Source organism: uncultured Winogradskyella sp. (genome assembly GCF_947498345.1).
GTDB lineage: Bacteria > Bacteroidota > Bacteroidia > Flavobacteriales > Flavobacteriaceae > Winogradskyella.
In genome coordinates this window covers 112,743-138,529 of sequence record NZ_CANMJY010000001.1, presented here as the reverse complement: position 1 = coordinate 138,529, position 25,787 = coordinate 112,743, and the positions used below count along the sequence as shown (strand labels likewise).

Genomic DNA, 25,787 nt, shown 5'->3' with positions numbered 1-25,787 from the left:
GACTGCCCTTACAGACAGTCTTCTTAATATTCTTTAGTGATATATTATCACTATTGTAATTTAGTCATTCGTATTTCTACAATTCCAACTTCATTAAAAGACTCAAAAGAGTCTATATAATTTTCAACTATTCTTAATTCTGTACCATTAAAACGGGTAACATCATTAATTTCGTCACTATCAAAAATAATTGTTCTACTTTCAGTATTAACAGAGTAAGTACCCGAATCATCTATCGATACTATTTCTGATTCAGTTTCTGGTGATTGTCCTGTAATAGTTACCGTTGAAGTTTCTCTAAAGTTGCCAGATGTCGTATAAGTACCATTAGCATTAAAAACGAAGATCGCATTTGTAAACGTATCCCCTTCTCTTTCTTCTGTCTCTGTAACAACAGTACTACCATCGGTTGCAGTAACCGAGGTTTCAGAAGAACCTCTAAGGAAAGTCACTTCGTAAGTACCTACAAGATTTTCAATTGTTAATTCAACAGAATTTGATCCACCACCATCATCATCACTACTACAAGCAGAAAAAGATACCAGTATAATAATAAGTAAAAAAGATTTTAATAATTTCATAATAAATAATTTGTAATTGCTGGCTAATATATAAATAAAACACGTTTTTCAGCTTCTATTTGAAAGAAAAAAATTACAAAGTAATTATTTATTCCTGCCTATTTCATTAGGGTATAAAATAGGTAAGGTATTACTTTGATAAACTTCTTTACTATCTATATCTATTGCAGATAATTTCCCGGTAAATGCAGCTCCTGTATCTACATTCCAAACATTTATAGCATGCATGGGTTTATATTTGTGATAGTAGAGTGTTGGTGTATGACCAATATATATTTCGCTATAATGTTTTAGGCGATTTGGGTATAATTCTGAGTGTTTTTTAATACGCTTATCCATAGTCAATGCCATTTCCCAAAGCGTTCTATCAAAATAGAAAGCTTCAATATTGTATTCTTTCTCTACTCCATGCATCGCTGTAAAACCTGCATGTACAAATAAGCGTTTTTGATTATCAATATGATACATATCCATAGCCTCAAAGAAGTTAAGATGCATTTTCTTCTCTTCTTCCGAAAATCCTGTATAACTTTCTATAGTTTCTTTTCCTCCATGTTGAAACCACACATCATTTACAATTCCTGATGCCAACCATTGTTCACACCATGCATCATGATTACCTTTTATAAAAATACATTTATTGGTTTTAGATAAGTCTATTAAATAGCGAATAACTTGGGCAGACTCACTCCAACCATCTACATAATCTCCTAAAAAAATGAGTTGATCGTCTTCTGTTACCTTGGCTTCATCTAAAACTTGTACTAAAGCTTTTAAACCTCCATGAATATCTCCTACAGCTAGTGTTCGCATCTAATAATTGATTTATACAAAACTAGTTTATATAAAAGAATATAAGTAATATTTAGATTTTATTAGTATTAAAAATACTGCCCGATACCAAAAACTAGCCCTTGGGTAGAATCTGGTGTAATGCCAATACCATAGTCAATTCTAAAAATAGCATTGAAGATTTTTTTATGAATAAATCGCAATCCAAAACCAGGATACACACGAATGTTTTGCGAGTCTGTGAAATCGCCTAAATCACCACCTGGATTTCGCCAACTCCCAGCATCTATAAAAGCATTGCTTTGAAGCGTAAACCAACCTTTTTCATATATTGTGTGCCTATATTCTGTATTTAGAACTATTGCAGCTGTACCCCGATCAATAAGATTACCTACTCCTCTAATATTTAGGTTATTATCAACAGCGAATGGTGCAAAGGGTGTATCATCATTTGTTGCAAATCCAAGTCGTAATCTATTGGCCCAATTTCCTTTTTTTCCAAAACGCATAAAGTATTGAAAGTCATTCCAGCCAATTAAAAAGTCAGGTAACATATTATCATCTGTAGAATGCACATATTGAAAATTGAAAATGCTCCGAAACCCTTCAACATATTGATAGTCGTAATTAAGGTTATTATACTCATAGATGAGTTTGTACAACATTTTATCTACAACCAGTGCTTGTGGTACATTTGGATTGGTAGCGCCAGACTTGTACTCATAATCTTCTGTAAAAAAATTAACACCAAATTCTAATCTATTAGTGAAGTTGATCTGATATAATCCTAAAACCTCAAAAGATTCATTATTATAACGATAGTCTGCAGTAGTATTGTCAAAAAAAACGGGTTCTTGCGTTGTTAAATTTTGAAAGTTAACAGCCAATCCTAACTTCCTTGAAAACAGAAAAGGAGCTCTAAAATTGATTGCATAAGAATCGTATATATCCTTTTGATAAAAACCACCAAAGGTGATATTCTGTCCGAATAGATTAAACTCATACAAACCTAAACGGTATGCAAACTCATCGTCATTTGTTGTATAAACATTAGCTGAAGGTATAATAGTAAAGTTCTCTTCAATATTATAAAACACATTGTATTCACCTGATTCTTCTGCCGGAAACACTTGATAATAAGCATGGGCAATCGATGGTAATCGTTTCAATAATCTAATATCTTCTTCAATTAGTGAAGAGTCTAAAACAACTCCTGATTTTATAAACGCTATTTTCTTTACAAAAGATGACTTTAGCTTTTTATTACCCTGCACTTTTAGATCAGCGACTTTATACTCCTGGGCATTAGCTAAGGATACTAATAGGATTAATAAGATTGAAAGGTGTTTCATGATATGGTTATTACTACACTTTGTCGCTAACCTTACATAACCTTACTAATTTTTCAATTTTATTCTTCTGATTTGTAGTACGTTCTGATGATTTCCTCTACGGGCTTATTCTGAGGTGTAAACATAGGATTATCTTTTCCACCTACCTCATCATATTTTATAAACCATTTCCAGATAAAGCCTCCTGCAAACCATTCTTCTTTCCAAAAGGTTTCATAAAGTGCTTTTGTGGTATTGACCTGGGCTTCTAAATTTACATTCGTCATTGTATGGTCTGAAACCCAAGGTTCTTTCCCAGCATAATCCACACTTCTATAGCCATATTCTGTAAATAAAGCAGGCTTATTATGTTTGTCTGACAAGGATTTAATTGCTAATTTATGAGCTTTCCAACCCTCAATACATTTTTGATAGGTAGGAGTTTGCTCTTCACTTACTGGAAAATAAGCATCTACTCCAATATAGTCTAACTGATTCCAAAATGGGGTTCTTTTAAACTCGTCCCAATTTGCGGCATAGGTAAGCTTGCCTTTATAAATTGTTTTAATTTCTTTTATTAAACCAGACCAATATTCTGGTCTATGCTTTACAAATAATTCCAGTTCGGTACCAATACACAAAATTTCGGCATTAACTTCTTCTGCAAGCTCAGTATATTCTATAATAAAACGTGTATATGAGTCTTCTAATGTTTTCCAATCTTCTTCAGTTTTCATTTTAATTAAGCCTGTAAACTCACCTCGCCAAACCCAAATCTGTGGTTTTATCATTATCTTAATACTCTTTTTACGAAGCTCCTCTATATATTGTTTTGCACCTGCTCTGGTTTCACCAAACCATTGACGTTCTGTATTATGAATTATATCTGGGTGCTCTAGATTTTTAACAAAACCAAATGGCATTACCGCTGCATAATTTGCATTTACTTTAACAACAGGCTCTATATGAGATTGATTTACTTTGTCTGGTGCAGCTACAAAACTAACACCATTTATTTTCTCTACTTGTCCGTTACAAGAAGATAACATCGTGAATATGATGCATAAAAAAAGACACTTAATACATTTCATTGTTAATGAATTAAGTGTCTAATTTATATAAATCTTAGAACAATGCTCTTAAACCTATATTAAATGTTTCACCAAGACCTGTATTATTACCTCTAACAAAATTGGTATACAAAGTTTCAATATTTAAAACTTTAGTTAATTGATATTTTACACCACCACCAAGAGCTGTAAAATCTTGTTCAAAATCGTTACCTGTATCGATACGTTGTTGGTGTTGTATTAAAGCTAATATGGTAAATTTGCTACTAGGAAAATAGCTTAAAAAGACACCAGGTGTTAATAGTAAACTGTTATTAGCAAAACTATCTTCTTTTTTTCCAAAGTTATATTCTGTATTCAACTCCGTAAAAATTTGCCAATCACCACTAGGAAATGTATAATCATAAAAGAATCTGTTTTGAAAAATAAACCCTTTCTGATCTAAGAATACTTCATCCTCAACTTCATTATCTACCAATGGTATATGAAATGCCGTTTGTATAGTAAAATTAGATACGTTTTTTAGTGGGTTAAACTTTATCGCTGGAGCAAATGATGTAAAACCAGAACGTGCTGTTCCTTTTTCACCATCAAACTTTAATACTTCTAAAGGATACCTATCATCTATTACATTAGATCTAAATTCTAAAAGTAATCCTACATTAAACCTACTGCTTTCTGATACCCCTGTAAACACATCTAATGTTGATGTAAAAAACGTTTGTCTAGCCTCTCTTCCATTGGTAAATGTACTTTCCGTTTGAGTATATAGGTTATTAAACCACTTAATATCCCATTGCCCCTTGCTTAATAATTTTGAAGGTGTATACTCTTGTATCACACTTTTTTGAGAATCTTCATCATCTTGAGAAAACCCTATAAATGACATCATCAATGCCATTGCTAGTATACTTATTTTTTTCATCATTGCTTTTTTATTTGATTGTTTGTTGTTATTTGTTAATTATGAGATTCCTATGAAAACAGGAATATTATTGTGTATTTAAACTCCAGTTATATGAAAAATAACTAACCTTGTAATTATCAGGAATTTGCTTTGTTCTGTATTTATTTATAAAGTCAATTTCCGTCATTCCATCTCTAGTGAAATCTTCTTTGTACCATTTCATAATTTCAGAAACTTCAACTTTTTTCTTCTTTGTATTGACTTTTAAAAAGTTACCATTCAAAGTTTTTTTTGTTTGAGATTCTAATTGAGTATCTAAAGTACTTGGCATATAAGCTTCACTTATCAACGGAGGGCAACCAACAGCACCACAAACCAATACAAAATGAAAGCGTGCATCTTTAAAATTAGCTCTCAATAATTTATTTTCTATATCATTTAAGGTTATGTTTTTTCCGCCTAAACTATAAGTCGTCTTATCAAAAAACCCTTTGTTATCTAAAGGTGATTTTGTTGGGTAATTGTCTATAATACCTTTTATGGTAGCAATATTATAAGCGTTAATCCAAAATGCCTGATAATTTTTCGCATTAGAAGTATTAATCGTAATACTCTCAGCCAATTTTAATATTTCATCTAAAGCAGATTGATCTTTATGTATAGCTTTATAGTCAACTTTTCCATCTTTAACATGAGTTTTTAAAAATGTATTTGTCTTTAAAAAGAAAACTTCTATGTCTTGAGCACTTATTACACTAATAGATAATAACGCTATATACAAAAGGTATTTTTTCATGATTTCTATTTTTATTTTACAAAGTAATGGCTCTTCTGTCGCATAAAATGTTAGGTAACTTACATTGGATAAAAAAGATTTTTAGCGTCTTAATTCAACCCAAAACCTTACAAATCATTTTTAATTTAAAATCTATCTAAATTGAAAATCAGGATTAAGTTCTTACCTTTAAGTTCGACAGACCACTAACTAACAATCGAATTTTATGGAGCATATTGTCATCATTGGTAATGGTATTTCTGGAGTTACTTTAGCAAGGCATATCAGAAAACTTTCCGATAAAAAAATTACTATCGTTTCTGCTGAAACGGATTATTTCTTTTCGCGTACTGCTCTCATGTACGTTTATATGGGACATATGAAGTTTGAGCACACGCAACCTTACGAAAATTGGTTCTGGGAGAAAAATCGTATCGATCTAAAAAAAGGTTATGTAAAGACCGTAGAAACAAAATCTAAAACACTTCATTTTGCTGAAGGAGACACGCTACAATATGATAAGCTTGTTATTGCTACGGGAAGTAAGCCAAACAAATTTGGATGGCCAGGACAAGATTTAGAAGGTGTTATGGGCATGTACCACAAACAAGATTTAAAAAATCTAGAAAAGCATGCACCCAATAAGGATGTATGTAAGCGTGCTGTGATTGTTGGTGGAGGTCTAATAGGAATTGAATTAGCAGAAATGCTTAACAGTAGAAGTATTCCTGTTACGTTTTTAGTTCGTGAATCTAGTTTTTGGAATGGTGTTTTGCCTGAAGGTGAAAGTGCCATGATTAATAGACATATTAAAAATCATCATATCGATTTACGTCTTTCTACAAATTTGAAGGAAATAAAATCTGACGAAAATGGAAAAGTAAAGTCTGTCATTATTGAAGAAACTGGCGAAGAAATACTATGTAATGTTGTTGGATTAACTGCTGGTGTATCACCTAACATCGATTTTATAAAAAATTCTGAAATAGAAACGGGTAGAGGTGTAAAAGTAAATCGTTATCTCGAGACTAATATACCTGATGTTTATGCTATTGGAGATTGTGCAGAACAGCATGAAGCCATAGGAAATCGCAGACCTATAGAAGCCGTTTGGTATACTGGGAGAATGATGGGTGAAACTTTAGCACAAACCATCTGTGGTAATCGTATACAATATAATCCCGGACATTGGTTTAATTCCGCAAAGTTTATGGATATAGAATATCAAACTTATGGTTGGGTATTTAGTGAACGAAGCAAACAAGACTATGAACAACATTTCCACTGGATACATAGCGATGACACCAAATGCATTACAGTAGCATTTCATAAAGACAACAACGAATTTTTAGGCATTAACACCTTCGGAATTAGAATGCGTCATGAAACTTTCGACAGATGGCTTACTGAGAAAAAAGATGTGGATTATGTAATAAACCATCTTTCTGAAGCTAATTTTGACCCTGAATTTTATTCGAGATTTGAAAAAGACATTTTATCAGCCTACAATAATCAATTACAAACCGCATAACCATGAGTAATAAATTAAATCATAGTATGTCTCTAGCAAGACCTGATGCTTTAGATATAACAACAAAACAGAAAGTTGCCTTAGTCATAGGAGTCATTGGCTTATTTATATTGACTTTGGCACTTTTTAATACTAATTTTCCGAATGAAGGCTTGTTTTTAACACTATCTCTCGGCTTAATTGTAATTGGTACTATTGTCTATTCTAGAGAGGCTTACTTAAACAAATTAGAAGGTATAAAAAATGATGGGCAATGGTTTAAATCTATTTCTTCAAGAGGAGTTTGGGGCTGGATTCTTGGTGTTATTTTAACTGCATTTTACATAGTTTTATATTTTTTCGCTGAATATCTGGGGTTAGGTCAAGGTGCTAATGGAAGTAATACTGGATTGATTAGCCTTTTTGATCCGTTAAGCCAACTATTAAGCGGAAGAAATGCAAGTCAATGGTTTGTTTATGGTACACTATATACAGTCGCTATACTAGCTTTTGGATATAAGTTTATTTTAAAATACAGACATAATCGTTACCAACAAATACGTACAGTTTCTGTAATGTTTTTTCAATTAGCTTTTGCCTTTTTAATTCCAGAATTCATGTACAGATTAAATAGTGGTATACCCTATTATGATTTAAAAAATATGTGGCCACTTAGTTATTACAATTTTGAACAATATAGAATTGAAGGGTTCTTAACTACCGGAAACATAGGGTTAGCATTTTTAATATTTGGTATACTCTCAATCTTTGTCATTTCACCATTTTTAACTTACAAATATGGGAAAAGATGGTACTGCTCTTGGGTTTGTGGCTGCGGTGGCTTGGCAGAAACAGTTGGTGACCCATTTAGACATTTATCATCGAAGAAACAATCTGCTTGGAAGCTTGAACGCTGGTTAATTCATACGGTTTTGGTTTTTTCAGTGATTATGACTGTTGCTGTTGTCAGTTCCTATTTAAAAGCTGGTGGCTTTTGGACTGGACCTGAAGGTGACAAAAAATTTGTTGAATACTGGTTAAGCAATGAAACTTTCCTTGTAAGTGTTGGAATATTTCTAACAGTTTTATTTGTAACTGTAATGGTTTTTAAAAGAAATGAGCTAGGAAAAGATGCTAAATATGGAGCGATAGGATATTTTGTTGTTCTAGCAGCATTAGTAATTTTGTTTTATACTGGTTCAACGGAAGAAATATTCTTTATAAAATCATACAAATTAAAATCTGCCTATGGATTTTATATCGGCTCAATCTTTTCTGGAGTTATAGGAACTGGTTTTTATCCAATTTTAGGTAGTCGTGCATGGTGCCGATTTGGTTGTCCTATGGCAGCGATCTTAGGATTTCAACAACGTCTATTCTCAAAATTCAGAATTACAACTAATGGCGGACAATGTATTTCTTGTGGTAACTGTTCTAACAGCTGTGAAATGGGAATCGATGTAAGGCACTATGCTCAAAAAGGTGAAAACATTGTACGTTCTAGCTGCGTAGGTTGTGGTATTTGTTCTGCTGTTTGTCCAAGAGGTGTATTAAAATTAGAAAATGATAGTATGAAAGGGCGAATTAATCCGACTGAGGTTTTACTAGGTAACGATGTAGATTTAATGACATTAGTTAATGAAAAATAACTAAATTGTTTTCTTAAACTAACATTTTTGTAGATGTTTAAGATTAGTAATCTGCTTACTTTCATATCGACTGGCCTTTTGATATTGTACAGCCACAATATTAATGCACAAGAAGGCAACTACAATTTTGAACAATACGGTAATCAATCTTCCCTTTTGTCTGGTAATGTTATTGCTGGAGTATCTGATTTGGCGATTACCTATTACAACCCCTCATCTTTGGTATTTAATACACAATATAATTTTTTAATTAATGTCAAGGCCTATGAATTAAACAATTTTGATTACAAATATGTATTTGGAGGCGATAGAAGTGCTTCATCTTCACAATTTAGGGGACTTCCAAGTATTGTTGTAGGAAATTTTAAGTTTAAGTCTCTTCCCAATCATAGTTTTGCCTATTCCTTTTTATCTAGACATAGAAGTGATTTAAATTTATCATTCAGTACCGGAGTTTTAGATTCAGATGTAACGTCGGATATTGAAGGCTTCGAACAAGTAGCCTTAGATCTAGATATTAGTGATAAATTAACCGAAGAATGGATTGGCCTTACTTGGGCGCATCAGCCTAGTAAAAACTGGTCTATTGGAGCTTCGGCTTTTTTGAGTATCTATAATTTAAGAAGCTCTGGTGATTTTTTATTCTCTGGGTTACAGTCTAATGATGACGTCCTTGTTGGTACAGAAAAAATAAGGTTTAAGCAACAGACCTATGGATTGTTCTTCAAATTAGGGGCTACCTGGGTCAACGAGAACTTAAAAATAGGCACCACAATTACACTTCCACATATTGCTGTTATAAAAAAGGCAGAAATATCAACACAAGGCTTTTTCAGTGGATCCATCAATGATTCAGGGGAAATTACGCAACTATCAGATGATGATATTGAAAATAAAAGAAAAACTGCATTTGGGATAGAAGGAGGTATAGAATATACACTTGGAAAGCACAAGTTATTTGGTAAACTACAGTGGTTTTTAGCTTTAGGGGAATATGAGCGTTTAAGTTTATCAGAGCAATTCATTAACGACAAACTAGCACAAACACACTTTAATGAGCAATACAAGTCCGTCTTTAATTTTGGAGTTGGAGCTGAAATACATATAAATGAGAGATTGAGATTACTTCTCAGTTTTTCATCCGATTTCAATGCTCATGAGAAGAGTGTATCAATCATTAATGAATTTGTTTCTGACCAAGCAAACATAAATATCTTTAATGATTTTTGGCATTTTGGGATTGGGACAGACTTCAACATTAGTTGGGGAAGTATTGTTCTTGGTGGCACCTATGCCTCCAGTCGCGTAAACATACCTCAAGATGATTCACAGAATATAAGCGTACTAAATCCAGATATTGAAGGTGTCCTTTCAGAAATTAGATATCAACGCCTCAGATTCATAGTTGGTATTGAATTGCCAATTTTCGAAAAAACCATTAAACAATTAAAGCGATCATTAAGTAATTAAATTGTCTAAATAAGGAGTTAGATTAATCTTCGATATAAAAAAAGGTCTTCTAAAGTCTCTATTAAACACTCAATAAATAGCTTAAATATTATATGACATCTACTTTTTAGCGTGGTATCTCATACATTGATTGACCTCAAATAGTATTAAAAATAAAGACTCTTTGTATGGAAGTATGAATTAATCCGACAGAGGTTCTATTACATAACAACGATGGCCTAATGAAATTTGTAAATCAAAAATAATGCGACTAATTATTATTGCCTTTTTTATTTCCTCATTTATACATGGGCAAAAACTTTATCAAAAAAACCCGTATGAGAATGGTAAAATGAATTCTGAAGGCTGGATTGAAAATGATAAAAAAATTTATTATTGGAAATTTTACCATAAGAATAGGAAACTTGCCAAAGAAGGTCATTTTAAAAATGGTAAGAAAAATGGGTATTGGAAATTTTACGATACTAAAGGGCATCTAGAAAAAGAAGGACATTTTAAAAACGGCCTAAAAACTGACTATTGGAAAATTTATAAAGCTAATATACTTGTAGCAGAAGGAAATTTTAAAAATGATAAACGCCTTGACCATTGGAAATTCTATCACCAGAACAAACAACTTAAAGAAGAGGGTCTTTATTTAAATGGCTTAAAAACAAATTTTTGGAAGTCATTTCATACAAATGGAAAACTCGCAAAGGAAGGGCTTTTTAAAAACGGAAAAGAAGATGGCTATTGGAAATTTCACCATTCAACCGGACAATTAGAAAAAGATGGTGAATTTAAGCTTGGAAAATCCAACGGCTATTGGCATTTTTACAGCGCAAATGGTAAAAAGACGTCAGAAGGTCATTTTGTAAATGGTAAAAAACAAAATTGGTGGTTGTTTTATGACGATAATGAAAAAATCAATTATAAATGCCAATTAAGTAATAATCAAAAAAATGGTTATTGTTTAATGTATAAAAATGAAAAATTGACCTCAGCTGTAAAATATTCTAAGGGTGAACGAATCAAGGAGTGGACGGATTTAAAATCATTCAAAAAAGAAAACAAATTATCTGATCTAAAAAGTTAATGACTAAAATCGTAGTTATCATTCCCGCCTTTAACGAGGAAGAGTCCATTTCTAAAGTCATAAAAGACATCCCTGAAATTGTTGATGAAATCATTGTAGTAAGTAATAACTCTACGGACAACACTGAAGCCAATGCTAAAAAAGCGGGAGCAACTGTTTTGACAGAGCATCAAAAAGGCTATGGTTATGCATGCTTAAAAGGTATGGCCTATGTAGCAAAGCAAGAAAAACGACCAGACATTGTTGTGTTTTTAGACGGAGATTATAGTGATTACCCTGAAGAGTTAACAAAAATTGTTCAACCTATTATTGAAGAAAACATCGATTTTGTGGTTGGAGCAAGAACTAAAGCATTACGAGAAGATGGTTCCATGACTGCGCCTCAAATTTTTGGCAACTGGCTAGCCACCACATTGATGAAGCTATTTTTTAAATCAACATTTACAGACTTAGGTCCTTTTAGAGCTATAAAATATAATAAGCTTTTAGACTTAAAAATGGAAGATAAAACCTATGGCTGGACCGTAGAAATGCAGTTAAAAGCATTAAAACAAAAGCTAAGTTATAGAGAGATTCCCGTAAACTACAGAAACAGAATTGGTGTCTCAAAAGTTTCAGGAACCATAAAAGGAGCTATCTTTGCAGGCGTTAAAATCCTAACATGGATTTTTAAATACAGTTTTAAGTGATATACTTACAATATTTCATAATCATCATTTATACTATCGCCATTGTGCTTATATTTATGTATGCATTGGCGCAATTGAATTTATTATATAATTACCTCTCATCACGCAAAAAACGTAAGCATTGTGAAACCTTCGATTTATCAAACTCTGATGAAGTCCCTTATGTAACGATTCAACTTCCTGTCTATAATGAAATGTATGTTATGGAGCGCTTATTAGATAATATTGCGCTTATAGAATATCCAAAGCATAAGTTAGAAATTCAGGTACTAGATGATTCTACAGACGAAACTGTACATACTACAAAAACTCATATAGAAAAATTAGCTGCTAAAGGTTTAGATATAAAACATATTACCAGAACCGACCGTAAAGGCTTTAAAGCCGGAGCATTAAAAGAAGGATTGGTTATTGCAAAAGGAGAATATATTGCCATTTTTGACGCTGACTTTCTACCGCAACCAAACTGGTTAAAACGTACTATCCCATATTTTAAAAATAAAAAAATTGGAGTTGTACAAACACGATGGGGGCATATTAATAGAAATTACTCTATACTTACAAAAATTCAGGCTTTTGCATTAGATGCACATTTTACACTAGAGCAAGTGGGTAGAAATAGTAAAGGTCACTTTATCAATTTTAATGGCACTGCAGGTGTTTGGAGAAAAGATTGCATTATAGATGCTGGTAATTGGGAAGGAGATACACTAACCGAAGACCTCGATTTAAGTTACAGGGCTCAGCTAAAAAACTGGGAATTTAAATACTTAGAAGATGTAGAGACCCCTGCAGAATTACCTATAGTTATTAGTGCTGTACGCTCACAACAATTTAGATGGAATAAAGGTGGGGCAGAAAACTTTAGAAAAATGCTTTGGCGCGTTATTAAATCTAAAAACATTTCTGCAAAGACTAAGATCCATGGATTGCTGCACCTTTTAAACAGTTCAATGTTTTTAAGCATTTTTATTGTTGCAGTTTTAAGTATTCCGATGCTGTACATTAAAAATGAATACGCACATTTACGTAACTATTTTTATGTGATGAGTTTCTTTGTAATGAGTACAATCATATTCTTTGTATGCTATTGGTTTATGTACAAAAATATTTATGGAAGTGGCTTTAAACGATTCTTCGGGTATATTGGTATGTTTTTTACTTTTTTCTCTATTGCCATGGGTTTTTCTCTTCATAACTCAATAGCAGTTATTGAAGGCCATATCGGTAAAAAAAGCGAATTTGTACGCACACCAAAGTTTAATATCAGAAAATTTAAAGACAACTGGAAAAACAATAAATATCTAAGAAAAAAACTATCTAGAAATGTAGTTTTGGAAGGTATTTTAATGTCTTACTTTGGATTTGGAATGTATAGCGCTTTTGTTGTTGGAGATCAAGGAGGTGATTTTGGATTATTTCCATTTCATTTAATGTTGTTCATAGGCTTTGGTTACGTGTTCTTTAAGTCTTTAAGCTCTAAAGTGTAAGCATCTTTTATTCCCTATCTTCAAAAGGAACAATAATTCCCTTTTCTAAATAATCCTTTAAGCCTTTTAATAGCATTGCCCAGCAAAATGATGAATGTTTAAAATGATTATTGAGTTCTGGCCAATCTTTATGAAAAAAATTAAGGCAAGTACCTTTTTCTTTTTTCTTTAGCTTAAACCCTAAGGTAGTTGGGTTCCAGTCAGCATCAGATTTTATCATTTTATAAGAAATGTGGTCATTTTGCTCGCAACTTTTAACTTCAGCATACCAATCATAGGTATCTGTAAAATTAAAGTTATATAGCTCACCTTTTTTTGGAATACCAGAACATTTTAAAGGCCACCAATTGACTAAGTACTCTGGCTGAGAAACCGCTTTATAAACAGTTTCTCTATCACTCTTAATTATAAAATTGAAGTAAATGGAATGGCTCATTTTATGTGTTTTTTAATTGAAATTCTTCACAATCTATTCTAATATCTGAGGTCTTTAGCTTGGTCTCTAATAAGTTACAAAAAGAATCTTTGCCATCCTTTTCGTAGAATCTACAGTTTAAACAAGTTCTTTGAACTGATAGCACATCAACTTGATTAAGTTTATAGATAAGTTGAGTAATAGATTTAAATAGGTCTTCTTTTTGACTTGCGTCAAGTATATCTACCTGCTGTTTTATAGGTTGAGCAAAATGTTCAGTATTTTTTACTATATCCTGACCTGATTTGGTCAGCTGTATAGCATAACTTCTACTATCATTGCTGGGAAATACCTTGGCAACTAATTCTTTTTTTAATAAAACACGAACAGCATCACTTACAGTCGGTTTAGTAATATTAAACTCTTTAGCTAAATGACTTACGTTACAAAGAGTAATGTCATGATAGCTTGTAAATATCAAAATCTGAATTTGAATAGGACTCAAACCTAGTAGCTTAGCTTTTTCCCATAATAACACTTTGTATGCCTCAGAAATACGTTCTAAGCCAGCAACAATTTTACTACTTAGATTATTAATTTGGTATTTTGGATTAAAATCACTCATATTAAAATGCCTATCATCAAAATTTGCTTGATGATAGGCAAAGTTAGCAATCCTAATTAAATTAATTACAATATTCCATCTCTATGATATAATAGCCTTTGACTTTTATTTCACTCACGATATTATTAGGTGCTTTTTCCATATGGCAAAACTGACATTCTTTAGATGTAATGCTTCCTGTTTTAAAAGGCTTATTTTTTAAATAAGTCTCACCAAAACCAAAAACGATGCTCTCATTTTTAATATAATCTGGCACAACTATGTCAAAATGCATTAGTTTACCATCTTCTCTTGATACGTAAGTATCCCAAACAGCTACTTTCATTAATCTTGTTTTACTGAATAAGGAAGAGATAAGTCACCGCTCGCTACACTAAACACTTCATATACACCCAGCATAGGTGTATCTTCTTTACTAATATTTACCATCATAAAAGCCGCAACCCCATCGTAGTTAAAACTTATATTGTTATTTATTCTATAATCAGGAACAATAACTTTTATTGTATTCTCTTTTGTTTTCACCGGATAACCTGGCGAATCCATATACATTGGCATTCCTGGGTTAGTAGGCGGCAACTTTACATCTTTATTTTCTTTATCAAATTGCTTAACAGAAAATCCACCTTCTACACGGTTATCTTCATGAAGTACAACCCAATGTGGATGCCATATAATGCCATCATTGTTAAAAATAGTATCATTGTTCTCATCCCATAATGGTGTATCATCAAAATCAGGATGTGAAGTTAAAGCAAGTGCTACAATACCTTCTGTTTGGCTAAAACCAACATCTTGTGGTTTTAATGATGTTAGAAAAACATAACCCAATACCGGTGCACCATCTAATTGCCCTACTGGGATAGGTTTTGTATTACCTGCCGTTCCTTTTACATCAATTGTCCAAATAGTAACATCCAGATCTGAGTTATGAGTAACATGAACAGACGTAATCTCCAGGTCTTTCGTATTATACGGACTTTCTTTCTCTTGTGCACAAGAAACCGAAGTGATTGTAAGAAAGACTAATGCTAATAAGCTTAAATTTGTTTTCATTTTTTCTATTAATTAGGATTACTAACTATTTAAATTAAAAAATTTACCCTTTAACTTCTTCTAAAGAAGCCCCAAAATTAATATGCAATACATTTCCATTGCTGGTTAATAAGGCTGGTACGGATTTTACACCTGCATTTTCAGCCTCAGTAATTCTAGAACCATCATTTCCTAAATGAACTATTTCTACATTGCCCCTACCTGCTAAATCGACGATGTCTTGTTCTGCAGTAACACATACAGGACACCCTGCGTGATAAAAAATTGATTTACTCATGTTTAATTTTTTTGATTATTGCACTATTGCGATACAAATATAGTAAGGATTCCTAACTAATTATATTATTTAACATATTTTTTTAATATAAAGATTCTATCTTTGATCTTATGCTTGGACTAGTCAACCTATTTAAGTACAAAAAAACTACACTTCTCTTTGTTTTAATAAGTTCCATCTTATACCTCACTTTTGCTTATAATTTGGCAAGAACAGATATAACGAAACTCATGTTGCTTTATACAGCACTATTTGTACTAGCGTTTCAAATTATTAAGACTACTGGTTTCTATTTTAGACTTTTAGTGATTTCCGCTATTCTCTTTAGGCTTTTATTTTTATTTGCTATTCCGAATTTGTCCCAAGATTTTTATCGCTTTATTTGGGATGGTCGTATGATATTTGAAGGATTTAACCCTTATCTCCACACTCCTGATTCATTTATTCAGAACAATAAATTCCCAGTGGCACAAGCACAAGACTTATATAATGGCATGGGTGAACTCAGCTCTATGCATTTTACAAATTATCCTCCAATAAATCAGCTATGCTTTTTTATAGCTAGTTTATTTACTGGTAATAGTATTTTGGGTTCTGTAATAGTAATGCGCATCTTAATCATATTTGCAGATATTGGCACATTATATTTTGGAAAGAAGCTTTTAGAACGCTTAAAATTACCATCAACTAGGATCTTCTGGTATGTCTTAAATCCATTTATCATTATTGAATTAACAGGAAATCTTCATTTTGAAGGAGTGATGATTTTCTTCTTAGTGTGGAGTTTGTATTTATTACACTCTGGCAAATGGAAATGGGCTGCAATTCTTTGGGCTTGCTCTATCTCAGTAAAACTAATTCCATTAATGTTTTTACCTTTGTTTTTTTGGTGGTTTGTTAAGAACAATAACCTTATTAATGGCTTAAAAAAACTAACATACTTTTATCTTATTATTGGGGTAACCATATTACTATTTTTCTTGCCATTCTTTTCAATGGAATTTATCAATAATTATTCTAAAACTGTTGGGCTCTGGTTTGGTAATTTTGAATTTAATGCTAGTGTATATTATATTGCTCGAGCGATTGGTTACTCCATTACTGGTTATAATGAGATAGCCATTATAACCAAAATCTTACCAATTACTTCAGTGCTGATTATTTTAGGATTTTCCTTTTTAAAACGTAGTGATTCAATTCCTAAATTGACAACATCTTTACTATTAGTATTTAGCCTATATCTCTTTTTAAGCACAACCGTTCATCCTTGGTATATTGCAACTTTAGTTGTACTTTGCATATTTACTAACTATAGATTCCCATTGATTTGGAGCTTAGTAATGATTTTAAGTTATCTATCCTATTTAGCCATAGGCACTTCTGATAAATCAGAGAATTTATGGATTATCGGATTAGAATACCTTATTGTATTTTCTGCTTTTATTTGGGAAGTTGCTCTAAAAAAACGAATTAAAATCTAAGCGTCAAAATCTTCAGGTGGCTGAACTGCATTTTCATCATCGGCGTCAAAGTCTTCATAATCATCTTTGTCATAGTTTGCCATAGTTGCTACCAGTTTAGTACTCACCTTTACTAAATACTTAGTATCCTCTGTAGTAACCTCAACGGCTTCTATTAATTCGTCTTTAGCATTCTTAAAGGTAATAATATGAATATCATCATATCCATCAGGATAACGTTCAACCAATAGCGCTAAAATTTCTGGTGTCAATTTCTTAAAGTCAACTATGACACGTTTTAAGTGTTGGTCTTTTCTGTTCATCTTGTTAGGTAGATTTACATGTTTAAAAGATACGCAAAAATTAGTGGAACTACAATAGTTGCATCACTTTCTATAATAAATTTTGGTGTATTTACATCTAACTTTCCCCAAGTTATCTTTTCGTTTGGCACAGCACCAGAATACGATCCGTAGCTCGTTGTACTATCACTGATCTGGCAAAAATAACTCCAAAATGGTGTATCAGCACGACCCATATCCTGGGATAACATGGGCACTACACATATAGGAAAATCGCCAGCAATACCACCACCTATTTGAAAAAAGCCTATTTTATCTTTAGCGTTATTGGTATACCAATCTGCTAAAAAAGTCATATATTCAATACCAGATTTTATAGTATTCACTTTTAACTCTTCCTTAAGTACATAGCTCGCAAAAATATTGCCCATAGTACTATCTTCCCAACCTGGGCATACTATAGGTAAATTCTTTTCTGCTGCTGCATACATCCACGAGTCTTTTATATCTATTTCGTAATACTTTTCTAAAACACCAGACAATAATAACTTATACATATACTCATGTGGCAAGTAACGCTCACCTTTAGCTTCAGCAGCTTTCCATAACTTTAACATATGACCTTGTATTCTTCGAAAAGCTTCCTCTTCAGGAATACAAGTGTCCGTAACACGGTTTAAACCTTTTTCTAACAAATTCCATTCGTCTTGAGGTGTTAAATCCCTATAATTTGGCACACGTTTATAATGACTATGTGCTACCAAATTCATAATGTCTTCTTCTAAGTTTGCACCAGTAGTTGATATAATATGTACTTTATCTTTGCGAATCATTTCTGCAAAAATCTTTCCTAATTCTGCAGTACTCATTGCTCCAGCTAAAGACACTAACATCTTAGATCCATTGTTCAATTGGTCTTCATAGGCCTTTGCAGCATCAACTAACGTTGCTGCATTAAAATGGAGATAATAGGTCTCTAAAAAATCTGAAATTTGGCCTTTTTCGGTCATAATTTAGTTTTTTTATCTATAAATTTATAACTCAACATCTTGTAATACAACTTCGCGGCCAAAAAATCGGACGATTTATCCATAGCATTTGGACACAATTCTACAATATCAAATCCTACTACATGTTTTGCTTCAAATACCTGTTTTAAAAACGCCAAAGTGTCATACCATAATAAACCACCTGGTTCTGGTGTACCAGTACTTGGCATAATTGATGGATCTAGTGCATCTAAATCGAAAGTGATAAATACATTATCTGTCATCTGGTTAATGGCTGAATCCTTCCAGTTGTCATCCATTACCATTTGATGAGCAAAGTAAGTCTGCTCTTCGTTTATAACGTTTTTTTCTGTAACATCCATAGAGCGAATTCCAACTTGAATAAGATTTGTCGTTTGACTGGCTTCGTAAACTGCACATGCATGGTTATATTTAGAGTCTTGGTAGCTTTCACGCAAATCGGCATGTGCGTCTATTTGTAGTACTGTTAAGTCTTGAAACATCTCATTAAAAGCTCTAATCGTTCCGATAGAAATAGAATGTTCACCACCAAACACAGTAACAAACTTATTTTCCTTGATGTATTTTTTAGTCGCTTGATGCACAGCTTCTACCATAGCTTCGGGTGAACTATTTTCCGTTATAGTATCAGCTAAATAAAGCCCCTGTTTATATACTTCTGAATCCGTTTCGATATCGTAAAGCTCCATATTTTCTGAAGCTTCTAAAAATGCATTTGGTCCTTTATCCGCGCCTTTTTGCCAAGTACTTGTACCATCATAAGGCACAGGGATTAAAACAATCTCAGAAGTTTCTAATTTTGAAAATTCTTCAGGTATACCTGCATAAGTATTAGTCTTCATTATATCCTAGTATGTTTAACAAATCTTCACTTTTTTGTGCGGTCTTAAAAACTTCTGTCGTTAAGTTACCTTTATCGTCTCGCTTAATTAATATATGCTTTGGAGACGGAATTAAACAATGTTGAAGCCCACCAAACCCTCCGATTGTTTCCTGATAGGCACCAGTATTAAAAAACCCAACATATAATGAATCCTCTTTATCAAACTTTGGTAAATAAATAGCATTTACATGCTTCTCACTATTGTAATAATCTTCGCTATCGCATGTTAAACCTCCTAATAAAACTTGTTCATAAGGTTGGCTCCATCGATTTATTGGCAACATTATAAAACGTTTATTGATTGCCCAAGTATCTGGTAATGTTGTTATGAAAGATGAGTTTATCATATTCCACTTTTCGCGGTCATTTTGCTGTTTTTGATGTAGTACTTTATATATAGAACCACCGCTTTCGCCAACGGTAAAACTACCAAATTCTGTAAAAATATCGGGGGTTTCAACATTAGCTTCGTAACAAGATTTTTGAATCTGCCTTACAATTTCATTAACCATGTATTGATAGTCAAAATCAAAATTTAGAGAATTTTTTATAGGAAATCCACCTCCGATATTAAGACTATCTAACTCTGGGCAAATGGCTTTAAGCTCCGTATAGATATTGAGACATTTTATAAGTTCGCTCCAATAATGTGCATCATCTCTTATACCAGTACTAATGAAAAAGTGAAGCATTTTTAATTCTACTTTTTCAGAGTTTAGAATTTTATTTTTATAAAAGGGCACAATGTTTTTATAACCCACACCAAGTCTTGAAGTATAAAACTCTGACTTTGGTTCTTCTTCTGCAGCTATTCTTATTCCGACTTTATACCTCCCTTTAATTTCATTTGAAAGTAAGCCAATTTCTTCAAAATTATCTATAATTGGAACACAATTATAATGGCCTTTATTAATGAGGTCTGCAATATTAGTAATGTATTGTTCGCGTTTAAAACCATTACTTAATATGTATGTATCATTAGAGATTTTACCTTCTTTTTTTAATAATCTTACAATATCGATATCGTAAGCTGAAGACGTTTCAATGTGAATAGTATTAGATAAAGCCTCGTCTAAGACATGTTTAAAATGTGAACTCTTTGTACAATATGAGTAATGATATTCGCCTTTATAATTGTGTTTTTTTAATGCTTTTGAAAACCAGATTTTAGCACGTTGTATATTATTAGATATTTGAGGTAAATAGGTAAACTTTAATGGTGTACCGTATTGCATTACTAACTGCATTAAATCAATAGTATGAAACTGCAATGTTTTGTCTTCTAGCTTAAATTCAGATTGAGGAAAATCGAAAGTTTGCTTAACTAAATCTATATATTTAGTAGTCATTGAAATGATTAAATATAAAAGTGTAAAATACTAAAATAAATGCGTAGTATATTAGAAATTTTTAAATCAAATTTCTAAAAGTAAAACCCAAAACTACCAGTAACACCAAATCTTCTGGCATCAGGATTATCAAGATAGTTACCTCTAAAGTTAAAGTCTATACGCAGTACTTTAAAGATATTGGCTACACCTATACTATATTCATAATAGACTCTAGAATCTGGTGCAACTAAAGGAAATTCAACAGGGTTCCCAGTTGTACTTAAAGCTATATTATTATCTGACAGTTCTCCCCAAACACCTCTAATACTCGCAATGGCTCTTAGGTTGTATTTCTTTAAAAATGGAATACGAGAGAATAAACGACCATTAAAATTATGCTCAATATGCATCGACGTATAGGTATCTGTTACAAACTCATAAAAATCAAGTTGAGAAAAGGTGTTGTAAATTGAAAAATATGTTTGGTTACCTGGTACTACACTTAGTAATGCCAATGGCACTTCTCCAAAGGTTTTACCAGCTTCGATAGATGTAGTTAACCTACCAAAACCACCGACTTGCCATGGCTGTATATAAGAGAATTGTACTTTAGTATAATCAAAATCACTATCAAACCAGTTGCGATCACCTCTGCTTACTTGAGCAAAAAGTGTGGCAAAATCATCATTTTTATTTTTTCGTTCTACTCCAAAACCAGTCATTTCACGTTTAGGAAAATAGGCTAAAGACAATCTACTTTCAAATTGATCAACTTCAGAAGATATACCTGTTGAAGATTCTGGGTCGTTAAAATCTAAACTAAAAGTTGGTGAGGCTGATTTAAGTTGCCTAAAACTCCCGTCTAATCGGATTTCAAAATTTCGCAAAGGTTCAATAGACATTCCGAAATTTGTTAAGCTAATATTTGTAAGTCTGTCATTAGCTCCGGTTCCCACAACAGCAGATGATGCTAAACTTCTACCCAGAACATCTGTAGAACTCGTTAAACTGGCTCCTATTTGTTCTACATCCCGGCGTTGCCCGCCAAAAATTGTAAACCGACTCCGTTTGTCTAGTAACCATTTTCCAGAAATTCCGTACTTAAACTTATCGTCCCTAAAGCCATAGGCAAGAAACCCTTCGAGCCTCCATAAATCATTTGGCCCAAAATAAGTTCTCCCTCCAGTTCTTAATCGCAAGCCTTCAACTTCATTAAAACCAAAGGTTGAAAAAATAGGTCCATAATCAAAATTAATACTAGGGAATTCAATATATCCTGATGCAAGGATACTTCCTAAATTATAAAGACGCTTAAACTTTTTTACAGTTTTTAAGGTGTCTAACATTTTATAAACCCCTTTTTCATCTTTATTTAATGCTTCAAGCCTGTTCTTTTCCCAAAAGCCATCTTCTCTATTGTAAACATCTGCATCATAGTTATAGACAACCTTATCGTAGAATTTTTTATCTTTTGGTTGATCAAATGTATAATTATCATAAAGTGTGGTACGCTTTCCGTAAACACCTCGAGATTTTTCCTTTTTATTCAATGCAAAATCAGATAAGAAATAATCACGTTTTATTAAAAATACAGAGTCGTTTAATACTTCAAACTCTTGTTCTATATAAATTTCTTTTACCCAATTTATATTTGCGCTTTTAGACGCTTGCATATTAATATCCTTAATCGCGTATGTTGTATCTGCTACCCAAAAATCACCTTTAAAGGTTAGTTCGTTTTTTCGTCTTGGATAATATATAATGTTGTAACACCATTTGTTATCTATATAGGCACTATCAGATAATACGTAGTTATACGTCTGAATTCCTGTTCGGCTTAATGGACTTACAAAACTCTTATCAAAAAATTTCAAATAATTATCATAGACATCATAGTCTGAATATAAATCATCAATAAAATCGATAATCACCTGATTGTTATTAAAGCCCGAATTTTTATTTCCAATTAAATCCTCGCGTTTTTCATTGATAACATTATCACCATAAACCTTTTTTACAGATTCGTTTAAGAATATAGGTAGGTATGTTTTTCCTGTTACGGAAGAAGTGTCAACCTCTTCAAAAACAAATTCCATACCTTTAAAAAGTTTGCTTTTAATCAGTGCACTGTCTATAGTGTTGAGATCAAACTCTACCTTTTCGTACTGATCGTATTGGTACTGTTTAAACTGTTTTAAGCCGTTTTTTCGTTTACGTTCCCATATCTTTTTAAGAATACGTATGGCGGGATTTTCTGAAGCCTTTTTAGATTGCTTACCAGTAATGATAACAACTTCACCAAGCGTAGAAGCCTCCTCTTTTAGCGTAAACTTTAAATCGTAATTCACCTTTTTAGTTAAGGGGATCTCTAAGACTTCATAGCCTAAAAAAGAAACTATCAATGTGTCCCAGGTTTCATCAGACTCCAGGTAAAACTTACCATCTTCGTTAGTAATTGTACCCTCCGTAGACCCCTTAAACAAAACATTGGCAAAAGGAACAGGTTCTTTATTCTCGTCGTATATATAACCGCTGACTTTAGTTTGGGAGTAGCCAACCATACATACGAATAATACTATAAGTGTAAGTAGTTTCTTGTTCATATTAAAAAAACTTCATCAACTATCGTGCAAAACTTACACTTTACTTGATGAAGTCTGTATAACGCAAAAAAATGCGATTTATTTGTACATAACTTTTTTCACAGCATTTACCACGTCATTACTGTTTGGCAACCACTCTTCTAATAAAACAGGTGAATAAGGAGCTGGAGTATCTGCAGTATTTATTTTAACCACTGGAGCGTCTAAATAATCAAAAGCTTCAGATTGAACTAAATAAGTGATTTCTGTTGCTACATTTCCAAAAGGCCATGCTTCTTCTAAAACCACTAATCGATTTGTTTTCTTAACGGATTCTAAAATCGCATTTCGATCCATTGGGCGTACAGTTCGTAAATCTATAATCTCACAAGAAATCCCTTCTTTTTCTAATATATCTGCCGCTTTATAGGCTTCTTTAATAATTTTTCCAAATGATACGATTGTAACATCAGTTCCTGTCCGCTTAATGTCAGCCACACCAATAGGTAATACATACTCACCTTCTGGCACTTCTCCTTTATCACCATACATCTGCTCACTCTCCATAAAAATTACTGGGTCATCATCTCTAATTGCAGATTTCAATAATCCTTTTGCATCATAAGGGTTTGAAGGCACTATAACTTTAAGTCCTGGAGTGTTGGCAAACCAACTTTCAAAAGCTTGTGAATGGGTTGCTGCTAACTGTCCTGCCGAAGCTGTTGGTCCTCTAAACACTATTGGACATTTAAATTGCCCACCAGACATTTGTCTAATCTTAGCCGCATTATTAATAATTTGATCAATCCCAACTAAAGAGAAATTAAAGGTCATATATTCTACAATAGGGCGATTACCTGTCATTGTAGAACCAATTGCAATACCTGCAAAACCAAGCTCTGCAATAGGTGTGTCAATAACACGTTTTGCACCAAACTCATCTAACATACCTTTTGATGCCTTATATGCTCCATTATATTCTGCAACTTCTTCACCCATAAGATAAATGCTTTCATCTCTACGCATTTCTTCACTCATAGCTTCAGCAATCGCCTCTCTAAATTGAATTGTTCTCATTATCTTGTTTTTAAACGAATAGCAAAAATAAGAATTCTTAAAAAGAAATCTATATTTATTTTGGATCGAAAATATAGAAAAATATGCTAACTTTATTAACTACTATATAATGAAACATAGTGATTTATAAAAATTACATCTTAACCCTTTTTTTTCCATTATGTTTTTGTGTTACATATGGCCAAGAAACCTTACTTTGCTCCTTACAACGTTTTGAATTAAAAATAGAAAACACTTCAGATGTACCAACTGTAACCTCTAATAATGACGGGACAGTTAATTTGAATTTCTCTCAGCAATACATAACAGACATATTTGCAGATTATGAGATTTACGATTTTAACCAAACCTATCCAACTGGTTCTGAAGAATTACAAAAATACTATAACATAGTCACTAATTCAAAAGACATAATTGAATCTGTTATTACACAAGTTCCCACAACCACAATGACCATATTTGTTCAAGGGCATCCCGAAACTGAGATACCTCTGGCAATACCAATTGGCACTAATCTTATTCAATTACTTCACGACAACACTTTTGTTGTTACTAAATATAGAACTACTTCTGACGCAGATCAATGCGGAAATTGTCCTCTGTATGATGTTCCTGAAAATTTTAATTTTAAAGTTGACTTTAATTATAATTCCACTGAAGACATCTTGTATATGGAGACAAATGAAACAACATCATGTGGAAATTATTTCTCAATTGGTTTAAGAGGTGGTAATCCTAGTGGCTATGTTAATCCTGAAAACATGTTACAACTTTGGGAATCCTATCCACAAGTAGCAACCGAAACTGATTTTTCTGAACCTTGCCATAATATAGAAGCTACTGTGTTTGATTTATTAAATATAGCATGCTCTCCTTATGATTATGCTTACGACAATATTTTGTTTACAGTTAATTCTGTAGCAGAAACAGTACAATTCTCCAGATCTCATGTTTTCTTTGGCGAACATATAGTTGAGTTTTCCAAAGCAAATCTTTCCATTGACGAAGAAAATTTCGATAAAATGAAGCCCTATCAAATTACTGGCAATCCTTATCTGCTAATTTCTAATTTATCTAATCAAAACCTTTCTGTTGAGATTATTAACACCTTAGGTCAATCTGTATTGATTACAGACAAATTTGAAAACAATAGTTTAGATATATCGAGTCTTGAAACTGGGCTTTACTTTATCAAACTATCTAGTGATAATAATAAATACAAAGTTTTTAAGTATCTTTTAGATTAATCTACATAAATACTATTTAAAGATTTTAAGAATATTTACTATGCGCGCATAGTAAATATTCGAAATAAAATAATTATCTTCGCTACCGCATATTTTAGAGCAAAAAAGCGCTCTTAAATTCTAAAAAATTAAGATTATCAACCACTTTTAACGAAAACGTTA

Annotated in this window: 25 protein-coding genes; 8 read left to right on the top strand and 17 right to left on the bottom strand. The window is 32.5% G+C overall.

Annotated elements, in window-relative coordinates:
- Positions 1-50 precede the first annotated feature (50 nt).
- The 6 genes from Q0912_RS00565 to Q0912_RS00540 all read right to left on the bottom strand — a co-directional run bounded on the left by Q0912_RS00565 (position 51) and on the right by Q0912_RS00540 (position 5,477).
- Positions 51-581 carry a hypothetical protein gene (locus Q0912_RS00565; RefSeq protein ID WP_299110827.1) on the bottom strand — a complete coding sequence of 177 codons (531 nt, stop codon included), beginning with the start codon at positions 579-581 and terminating at the stop codon, positions 51-53.
- Positions 582-665: 84 nt separating this feature from the next.
- Positions 666-1,394 (bottom strand): metallophosphoesterase family protein, encoded by a 729-nt coding sequence (locus Q0912_RS00560; protein ID WP_299110825.1) that lies wholly within the window; start codon positions 1,392-1,394, stop codon positions 666-668.
- Between the two features lie 68 nt (positions 1,395-1,462).
- Positions 1,463-2,725 (bottom strand): outer membrane protein assembly factor, encoded by a 1,263-nt coding sequence (locus Q0912_RS00555; protein ID WP_299110821.1) that lies wholly within the window; start codon positions 2,723-2,725, stop codon positions 1,463-1,465.
- A 59-nt stretch (positions 2,726-2,784) separates the two neighbouring features.
- Entirely contained in the window at positions 2,785-3,753 is a 969-nt protein-coding gene (locus Q0912_RS00550; RefSeq protein ID WP_299110818.1) for a glycoside hydrolase, read from the bottom strand.
- A gap of 76 nt (positions 3,754-3,829) precedes the next feature.
- Positions 3,830-4,699, bottom strand: a complete 870-nt coding sequence (locus Q0912_RS00545; protein ID WP_299110815.1) for a transporter — start codon at positions 4,697-4,699, stop codon at positions 3,830-3,832.
- A 67-nt stretch (positions 4,700-4,766) separates the two neighbouring features.
- On the bottom strand, positions 4,767-5,477 hold the full coding sequence (locus Q0912_RS00540) for a DUF547 domain-containing protein (protein WP_299110812.1): 711 nt from the start codon (positions 5,475-5,477) through the stop codon (positions 4,767-4,769).
- Positions 5,478-5,682: 205 nt separating this feature from the next.
- On the opposite strand from Q0912_RS00540, the gene Q0912_RS00535 reads away from it, so the two are divergent.
- The 6 genes from Q0912_RS00535 (at position 5,683) to Q0912_RS00510 (ending at position 13,339) form a co-directional block, all read left to right on the top strand.
- Positions 5,683-6,987, top strand: a complete 1,305-nt coding sequence (locus Q0912_RS00535) for an FAD/NAD(P)-binding oxidoreductase (protein WP_299110809.1) — start codon at positions 5,683-5,685, stop codon at positions 6,985-6,987.
- A 2-nt stretch (positions 6,988-6,989) separates the two neighbouring features.
- Entirely contained in the window at positions 6,990-8,615 is a 1,626-nt protein-coding gene (locus Q0912_RS00530) for a 4Fe-4S dicluster domain-containing protein (protein ID WP_299110806.1), read from the top strand.
- A gap of 33 nt (positions 8,616-8,648) precedes the next feature.
- A complete protein-coding gene (locus Q0912_RS00525) occupies positions 8,649-10,085 on the top strand; it encodes a hypothetical protein (protein WP_299110803.1) in 1,437 nt (478 codons plus the stop codon).
- A gap of 244 nt (positions 10,086-10,329) precedes the next feature.
- Positions 10,330-11,160 carry a hypothetical protein gene (locus tag Q0912_RS00520; protein WP_299110800.1) on the top strand — a complete coding sequence of 277 codons (831 nt, stop codon included), beginning with the start codon at positions 10,330-10,332 and terminating at the stop codon, positions 11,158-11,160.
- Positions 11,160-11,849, top strand: a complete 690-nt coding sequence (locus tag Q0912_RS00515) for a glycosyltransferase family 2 protein (protein ID WP_299110796.1) — start codon at positions 11,160-11,162, stop codon at positions 11,847-11,849. The genes Q0912_RS00520 and Q0912_RS00515 overlap by 1 nt, the downstream gene beginning before the upstream one ends.
- On the top strand, positions 11,849-13,339 hold the full coding sequence (locus tag Q0912_RS00510; protein WP_299111885.1) for a cellulose synthase family protein: 1,491 nt from the start codon (positions 11,849-11,851) through the stop codon (positions 13,337-13,339). Before Q0912_RS00515 ends, Q0912_RS00510 begins: the two co-directional genes overlap by 1 nt.
- Before the next feature lie 7 nt (positions 13,340-13,346).
- Here the strand turns inward: Q0912_RS00510 and Q0912_RS00505 are convergent, their stop codons facing one another.
- The 5 genes from Q0912_RS00505 to Q0912_RS00485 form a co-directional block, all read right to left on the bottom strand.
- Positions 13,347-13,775: an SRPBCC domain-containing protein gene (locus Q0912_RS00505; RefSeq protein ID WP_299110793.1), complete on the bottom strand. Its 429-nt coding sequence runs from the start codon at positions 13,773-13,775 to the stop codon at positions 13,347-13,349.
- Between the two features lies 1 nt (position 13,776).
- Positions 13,777-14,379 (bottom strand): MarR family transcriptional regulator, encoded by a 603-nt coding sequence (locus Q0912_RS00500; protein WP_299110791.1) that lies wholly within the window; start codon positions 14,377-14,379, stop codon positions 13,777-13,779.
- Positions 14,380-14,440: 61 nt separating this feature from the next.
- A complete protein-coding gene (locus tag Q0912_RS00495; RefSeq protein WP_299110789.1) occupies positions 14,441-14,704 on the bottom strand; it encodes a DUF2024 family protein in 264 nt (87 codons plus the stop codon).
- Positions 14,704-15,435 (bottom strand): hypothetical protein, encoded by a 732-nt coding sequence (locus Q0912_RS00490; RefSeq protein ID WP_299110787.1) that lies wholly within the window; start codon positions 15,433-15,435, stop codon positions 14,704-14,706. Before Q0912_RS00490 ends, Q0912_RS00495 begins: the two co-directional genes overlap by 1 nt.
- 43 nt (positions 15,436-15,478) lie before the next feature.
- Positions 15,479-15,712, bottom strand: a complete 234-nt coding sequence (locus Q0912_RS00485) for a thioredoxin family protein (protein ID WP_299110785.1) — start codon at positions 15,710-15,712, stop codon at positions 15,479-15,481.
- Between the two features lie 110 nt (positions 15,713-15,822).
- Here Q0912_RS00485 and Q0912_RS00480 point away from each other — a divergent pair, with 110 nt between their 5' ends.
- Positions 15,823-17,193 (top strand): mannosyltransferase, encoded by a 1,371-nt coding sequence (locus tag Q0912_RS00480; protein WP_299110783.1) that lies wholly within the window; start codon positions 15,823-15,825, stop codon positions 17,191-17,193.
- Here Q0912_RS00480 and Q0912_RS00475 read toward each other — a convergent pair.
- From Q0912_RS00475 to Q0912_RS00450, 6 genes are all read right to left on the bottom strand, one after another.
- Positions 17,190-17,495 carry a hypothetical protein gene (locus Q0912_RS00475; RefSeq protein WP_299110781.1) on the bottom strand — a complete coding sequence of 102 codons (306 nt, stop codon included), beginning with the start codon at positions 17,493-17,495 and terminating at the stop codon, positions 17,190-17,192. The genes Q0912_RS00480 and Q0912_RS00475 overlap by 4 nt on opposite strands.
- A 14-nt stretch (positions 17,496-17,509) precedes the next feature.
- On the bottom strand, positions 17,510-18,484 hold the full coding sequence (locus Q0912_RS00470; RefSeq protein ID WP_299110779.1) for a deoxyhypusine synthase family protein: 975 nt from the start codon (positions 18,482-18,484) through the stop codon (positions 17,510-17,512).
- Positions 18,481-19,347, bottom strand: a complete 867-nt coding sequence (gene speB / locus Q0912_RS00465) for an agmatinase (RefSeq protein ID WP_299110777.1) — start codon at positions 19,345-19,347, stop codon at positions 18,481-18,483. Before speB ends, Q0912_RS00470 begins: the two co-directional genes overlap by 4 nt.
- On the bottom strand, positions 19,337-20,737 hold the full coding sequence (locus tag Q0912_RS00460; protein ID WP_299110774.1) for an arginine decarboxylase: 1,401 nt from the start codon (positions 20,735-20,737) through the stop codon (positions 19,337-19,339). Before Q0912_RS00460 ends, speB begins: the two co-directional genes overlap by 11 nt.
- A 74-nt stretch (positions 20,738-20,811) precedes the next feature.
- On the bottom strand, positions 20,812-23,322 hold the full coding sequence (locus Q0912_RS00455) for a DUF5686 and carboxypeptidase-like regulatory domain-containing protein (protein WP_299110771.1): 2,511 nt from the start codon (positions 23,320-23,322) through the stop codon (positions 20,812-20,814).
- A 78-nt stretch (positions 23,323-23,400) separates the two neighbouring features.
- Complete coding sequence (locus Q0912_RS00450) at positions 23,401-24,378, bottom strand: pyruvate dehydrogenase complex E1 component subunit beta (RefSeq protein ID WP_299110769.1); 978 nt, start codon at positions 24,376-24,378, stop codon at positions 23,401-23,403.
- 119 nt (positions 24,379-24,497) lie between these two features.
- On the opposite strand from Q0912_RS00450, the gene Q0912_RS00445 reads away from it, so the two are divergent.
- A complete protein-coding gene (locus tag Q0912_RS00445) occupies positions 24,498-25,625 on the top strand; it encodes a T9SS type A sorting domain-containing protein (RefSeq protein WP_299110767.1) in 1,128 nt (375 codons plus the stop codon).
- Positions 25,626-25,787 lie beyond the last annotated feature (162 nt).

What these genes read in the sequence shown, in the direction of transcription:
- Q0912_RS00480 (WP_299110783.1), top strand. Translation starts at nt 15,823, where the DNA reads ATGCTTGGACTAGTCAACCTATTTAAGTACAAAAAAACTACACTTCTC.
- Q0912_RS00515 (WP_299110796.1), top strand. Translation starts at nt 11,160, where the DNA reads ATGACTAAAATCGTAGTTATCATTCCCGCCTTTAACGAGGAAGAGTCC.
- Q0912_RS00500 (WP_299110791.1), bottom strand. Translation starts at nt 14,379, where the DNA reads ATGAGTGATTTTAATCCAAAATACCAAATTAATAATCTAAGTAGTAAA.
- Q0912_RS00485 (WP_299110785.1), bottom strand. Translation starts at nt 15,712, where the DNA reads ATGAGTAAATCAATTTTTTATCACGCAGGGTGTCCTGTATGTGTTACT.
- Q0912_RS00560 (WP_299110825.1), bottom strand. Translation starts at nt 1,394, where the DNA reads ATGCGAACACTAGCTGTAGGAGATATTCATGGAGGTTTAAAAGCTTTA.
- Q0912_RS00460 (WP_299110774.1), bottom strand. Translation starts at nt 20,737, where the DNA reads ATGACTACTAAATATATAGATTTAGTTAAGCAAACTTTCGATTTTCCT.
- Q0912_RS00520 (WP_299110800.1), top strand. Translation starts at nt 10,330, where the DNA reads ATGCGACTAATTATTATTGCCTTTTTTATTTCCTCATTTATACATGGG.
- Q0912_RS00535 (WP_299110809.1), top strand. Translation starts at nt 5,683, where the DNA reads ATGGAGCATATTGTCATCATTGGTAATGGTATTTCTGGAGTTACTTTA.
- Q0912_RS00495 (WP_299110789.1), bottom strand. Translation starts at nt 14,704, where the DNA reads ATGAAAGTAGCTGTTTGGGATACTTACGTATCAAGAGAAGATGGTAAA.
- Q0912_RS00450 (WP_299110769.1), bottom strand. Translation starts at nt 24,378, where the DNA reads ATGAGAACAATTCAATTTAGAGAGGCGATTGCTGAAGCTATGAGTGAA.
- Q0912_RS00545 (WP_299110815.1), bottom strand. Translation starts at nt 4,699, where the DNA reads ATGAAAAAAATAAGTATACTAGCAATGGCATTGATGATGTCATTTATA.
- Q0912_RS00475 (WP_299110781.1), bottom strand. Translation starts at nt 17,495, where the DNA reads ATGAACAGAAAAGACCAACACTTAAAACGTGTCATAGTTGACTTTAAG.
- Q0912_RS00505 (WP_299110793.1), bottom strand. Translation starts at nt 13,775, where the DNA reads ATGAGCCATTCCATTTACTTCAATTTTATAATTAAGAGTGATAGAGAA.
- Q0912_RS00525 (WP_299110803.1), top strand. Translation starts at nt 8,649, where the DNA reads ATGTTTAAGATTAGTAATCTGCTTACTTTCATATCGACTGGCCTTTTG.
- Q0912_RS00470 (WP_299110779.1), bottom strand. Translation starts at nt 18,484, where the DNA reads ATGACCGAAAAAGGCCAAATTTCAGATTTTTTAGAGACCTATTATCTC.
- Q0912_RS00555 (WP_299110821.1), bottom strand. Translation starts at nt 2,725, where the DNA reads ATGAAACACCTTTCAATCTTATTAATCCTATTAGTATCCTTAGCTAAT.
- speB (WP_299110777.1), bottom strand. Translation starts at nt 19,347, where the DNA reads ATGAAGACTAATACTTATGCAGGTATACCTGAAGAATTTTCAAAATTA.
- Q0912_RS00455 (WP_299110771.1), bottom strand. Translation starts at nt 23,322, where the DNA reads ATGAACAAGAAACTACTTACACTTATAGTATTATTCGTATGTATGGTT.
- Q0912_RS00490 (WP_299110787.1), bottom strand. Translation starts at nt 15,435, where the DNA reads ATGAAAACAAATTTAAGCTTATTAGCATTAGTCTTTCTTACAATCACT.
- Q0912_RS00540 (WP_299110812.1), bottom strand. Translation starts at nt 5,477, where the DNA reads ATGAAAAAATACCTTTTGTATATAGCGTTATTATCTATTAGTGTAATA.
- Q0912_RS00565 (WP_299110827.1), bottom strand. Translation starts at nt 581, where the DNA reads ATGAAATTATTAAAATCTTTTTTACTTATTATTATACTGGTATCTTTT.
- Q0912_RS00530 (WP_299110806.1), top strand. Translation starts at nt 6,990, where the DNA reads ATGAGTAATAAATTAAATCATAGTATGTCTCTAGCAAGACCTGATGCT.
- Q0912_RS00550 (WP_299110818.1), bottom strand. Translation starts at nt 3,753, where the DNA reads ATGTTATCTTCTTGTAACGGACAAGTAGAGAAAATAAATGGTGTTAGT.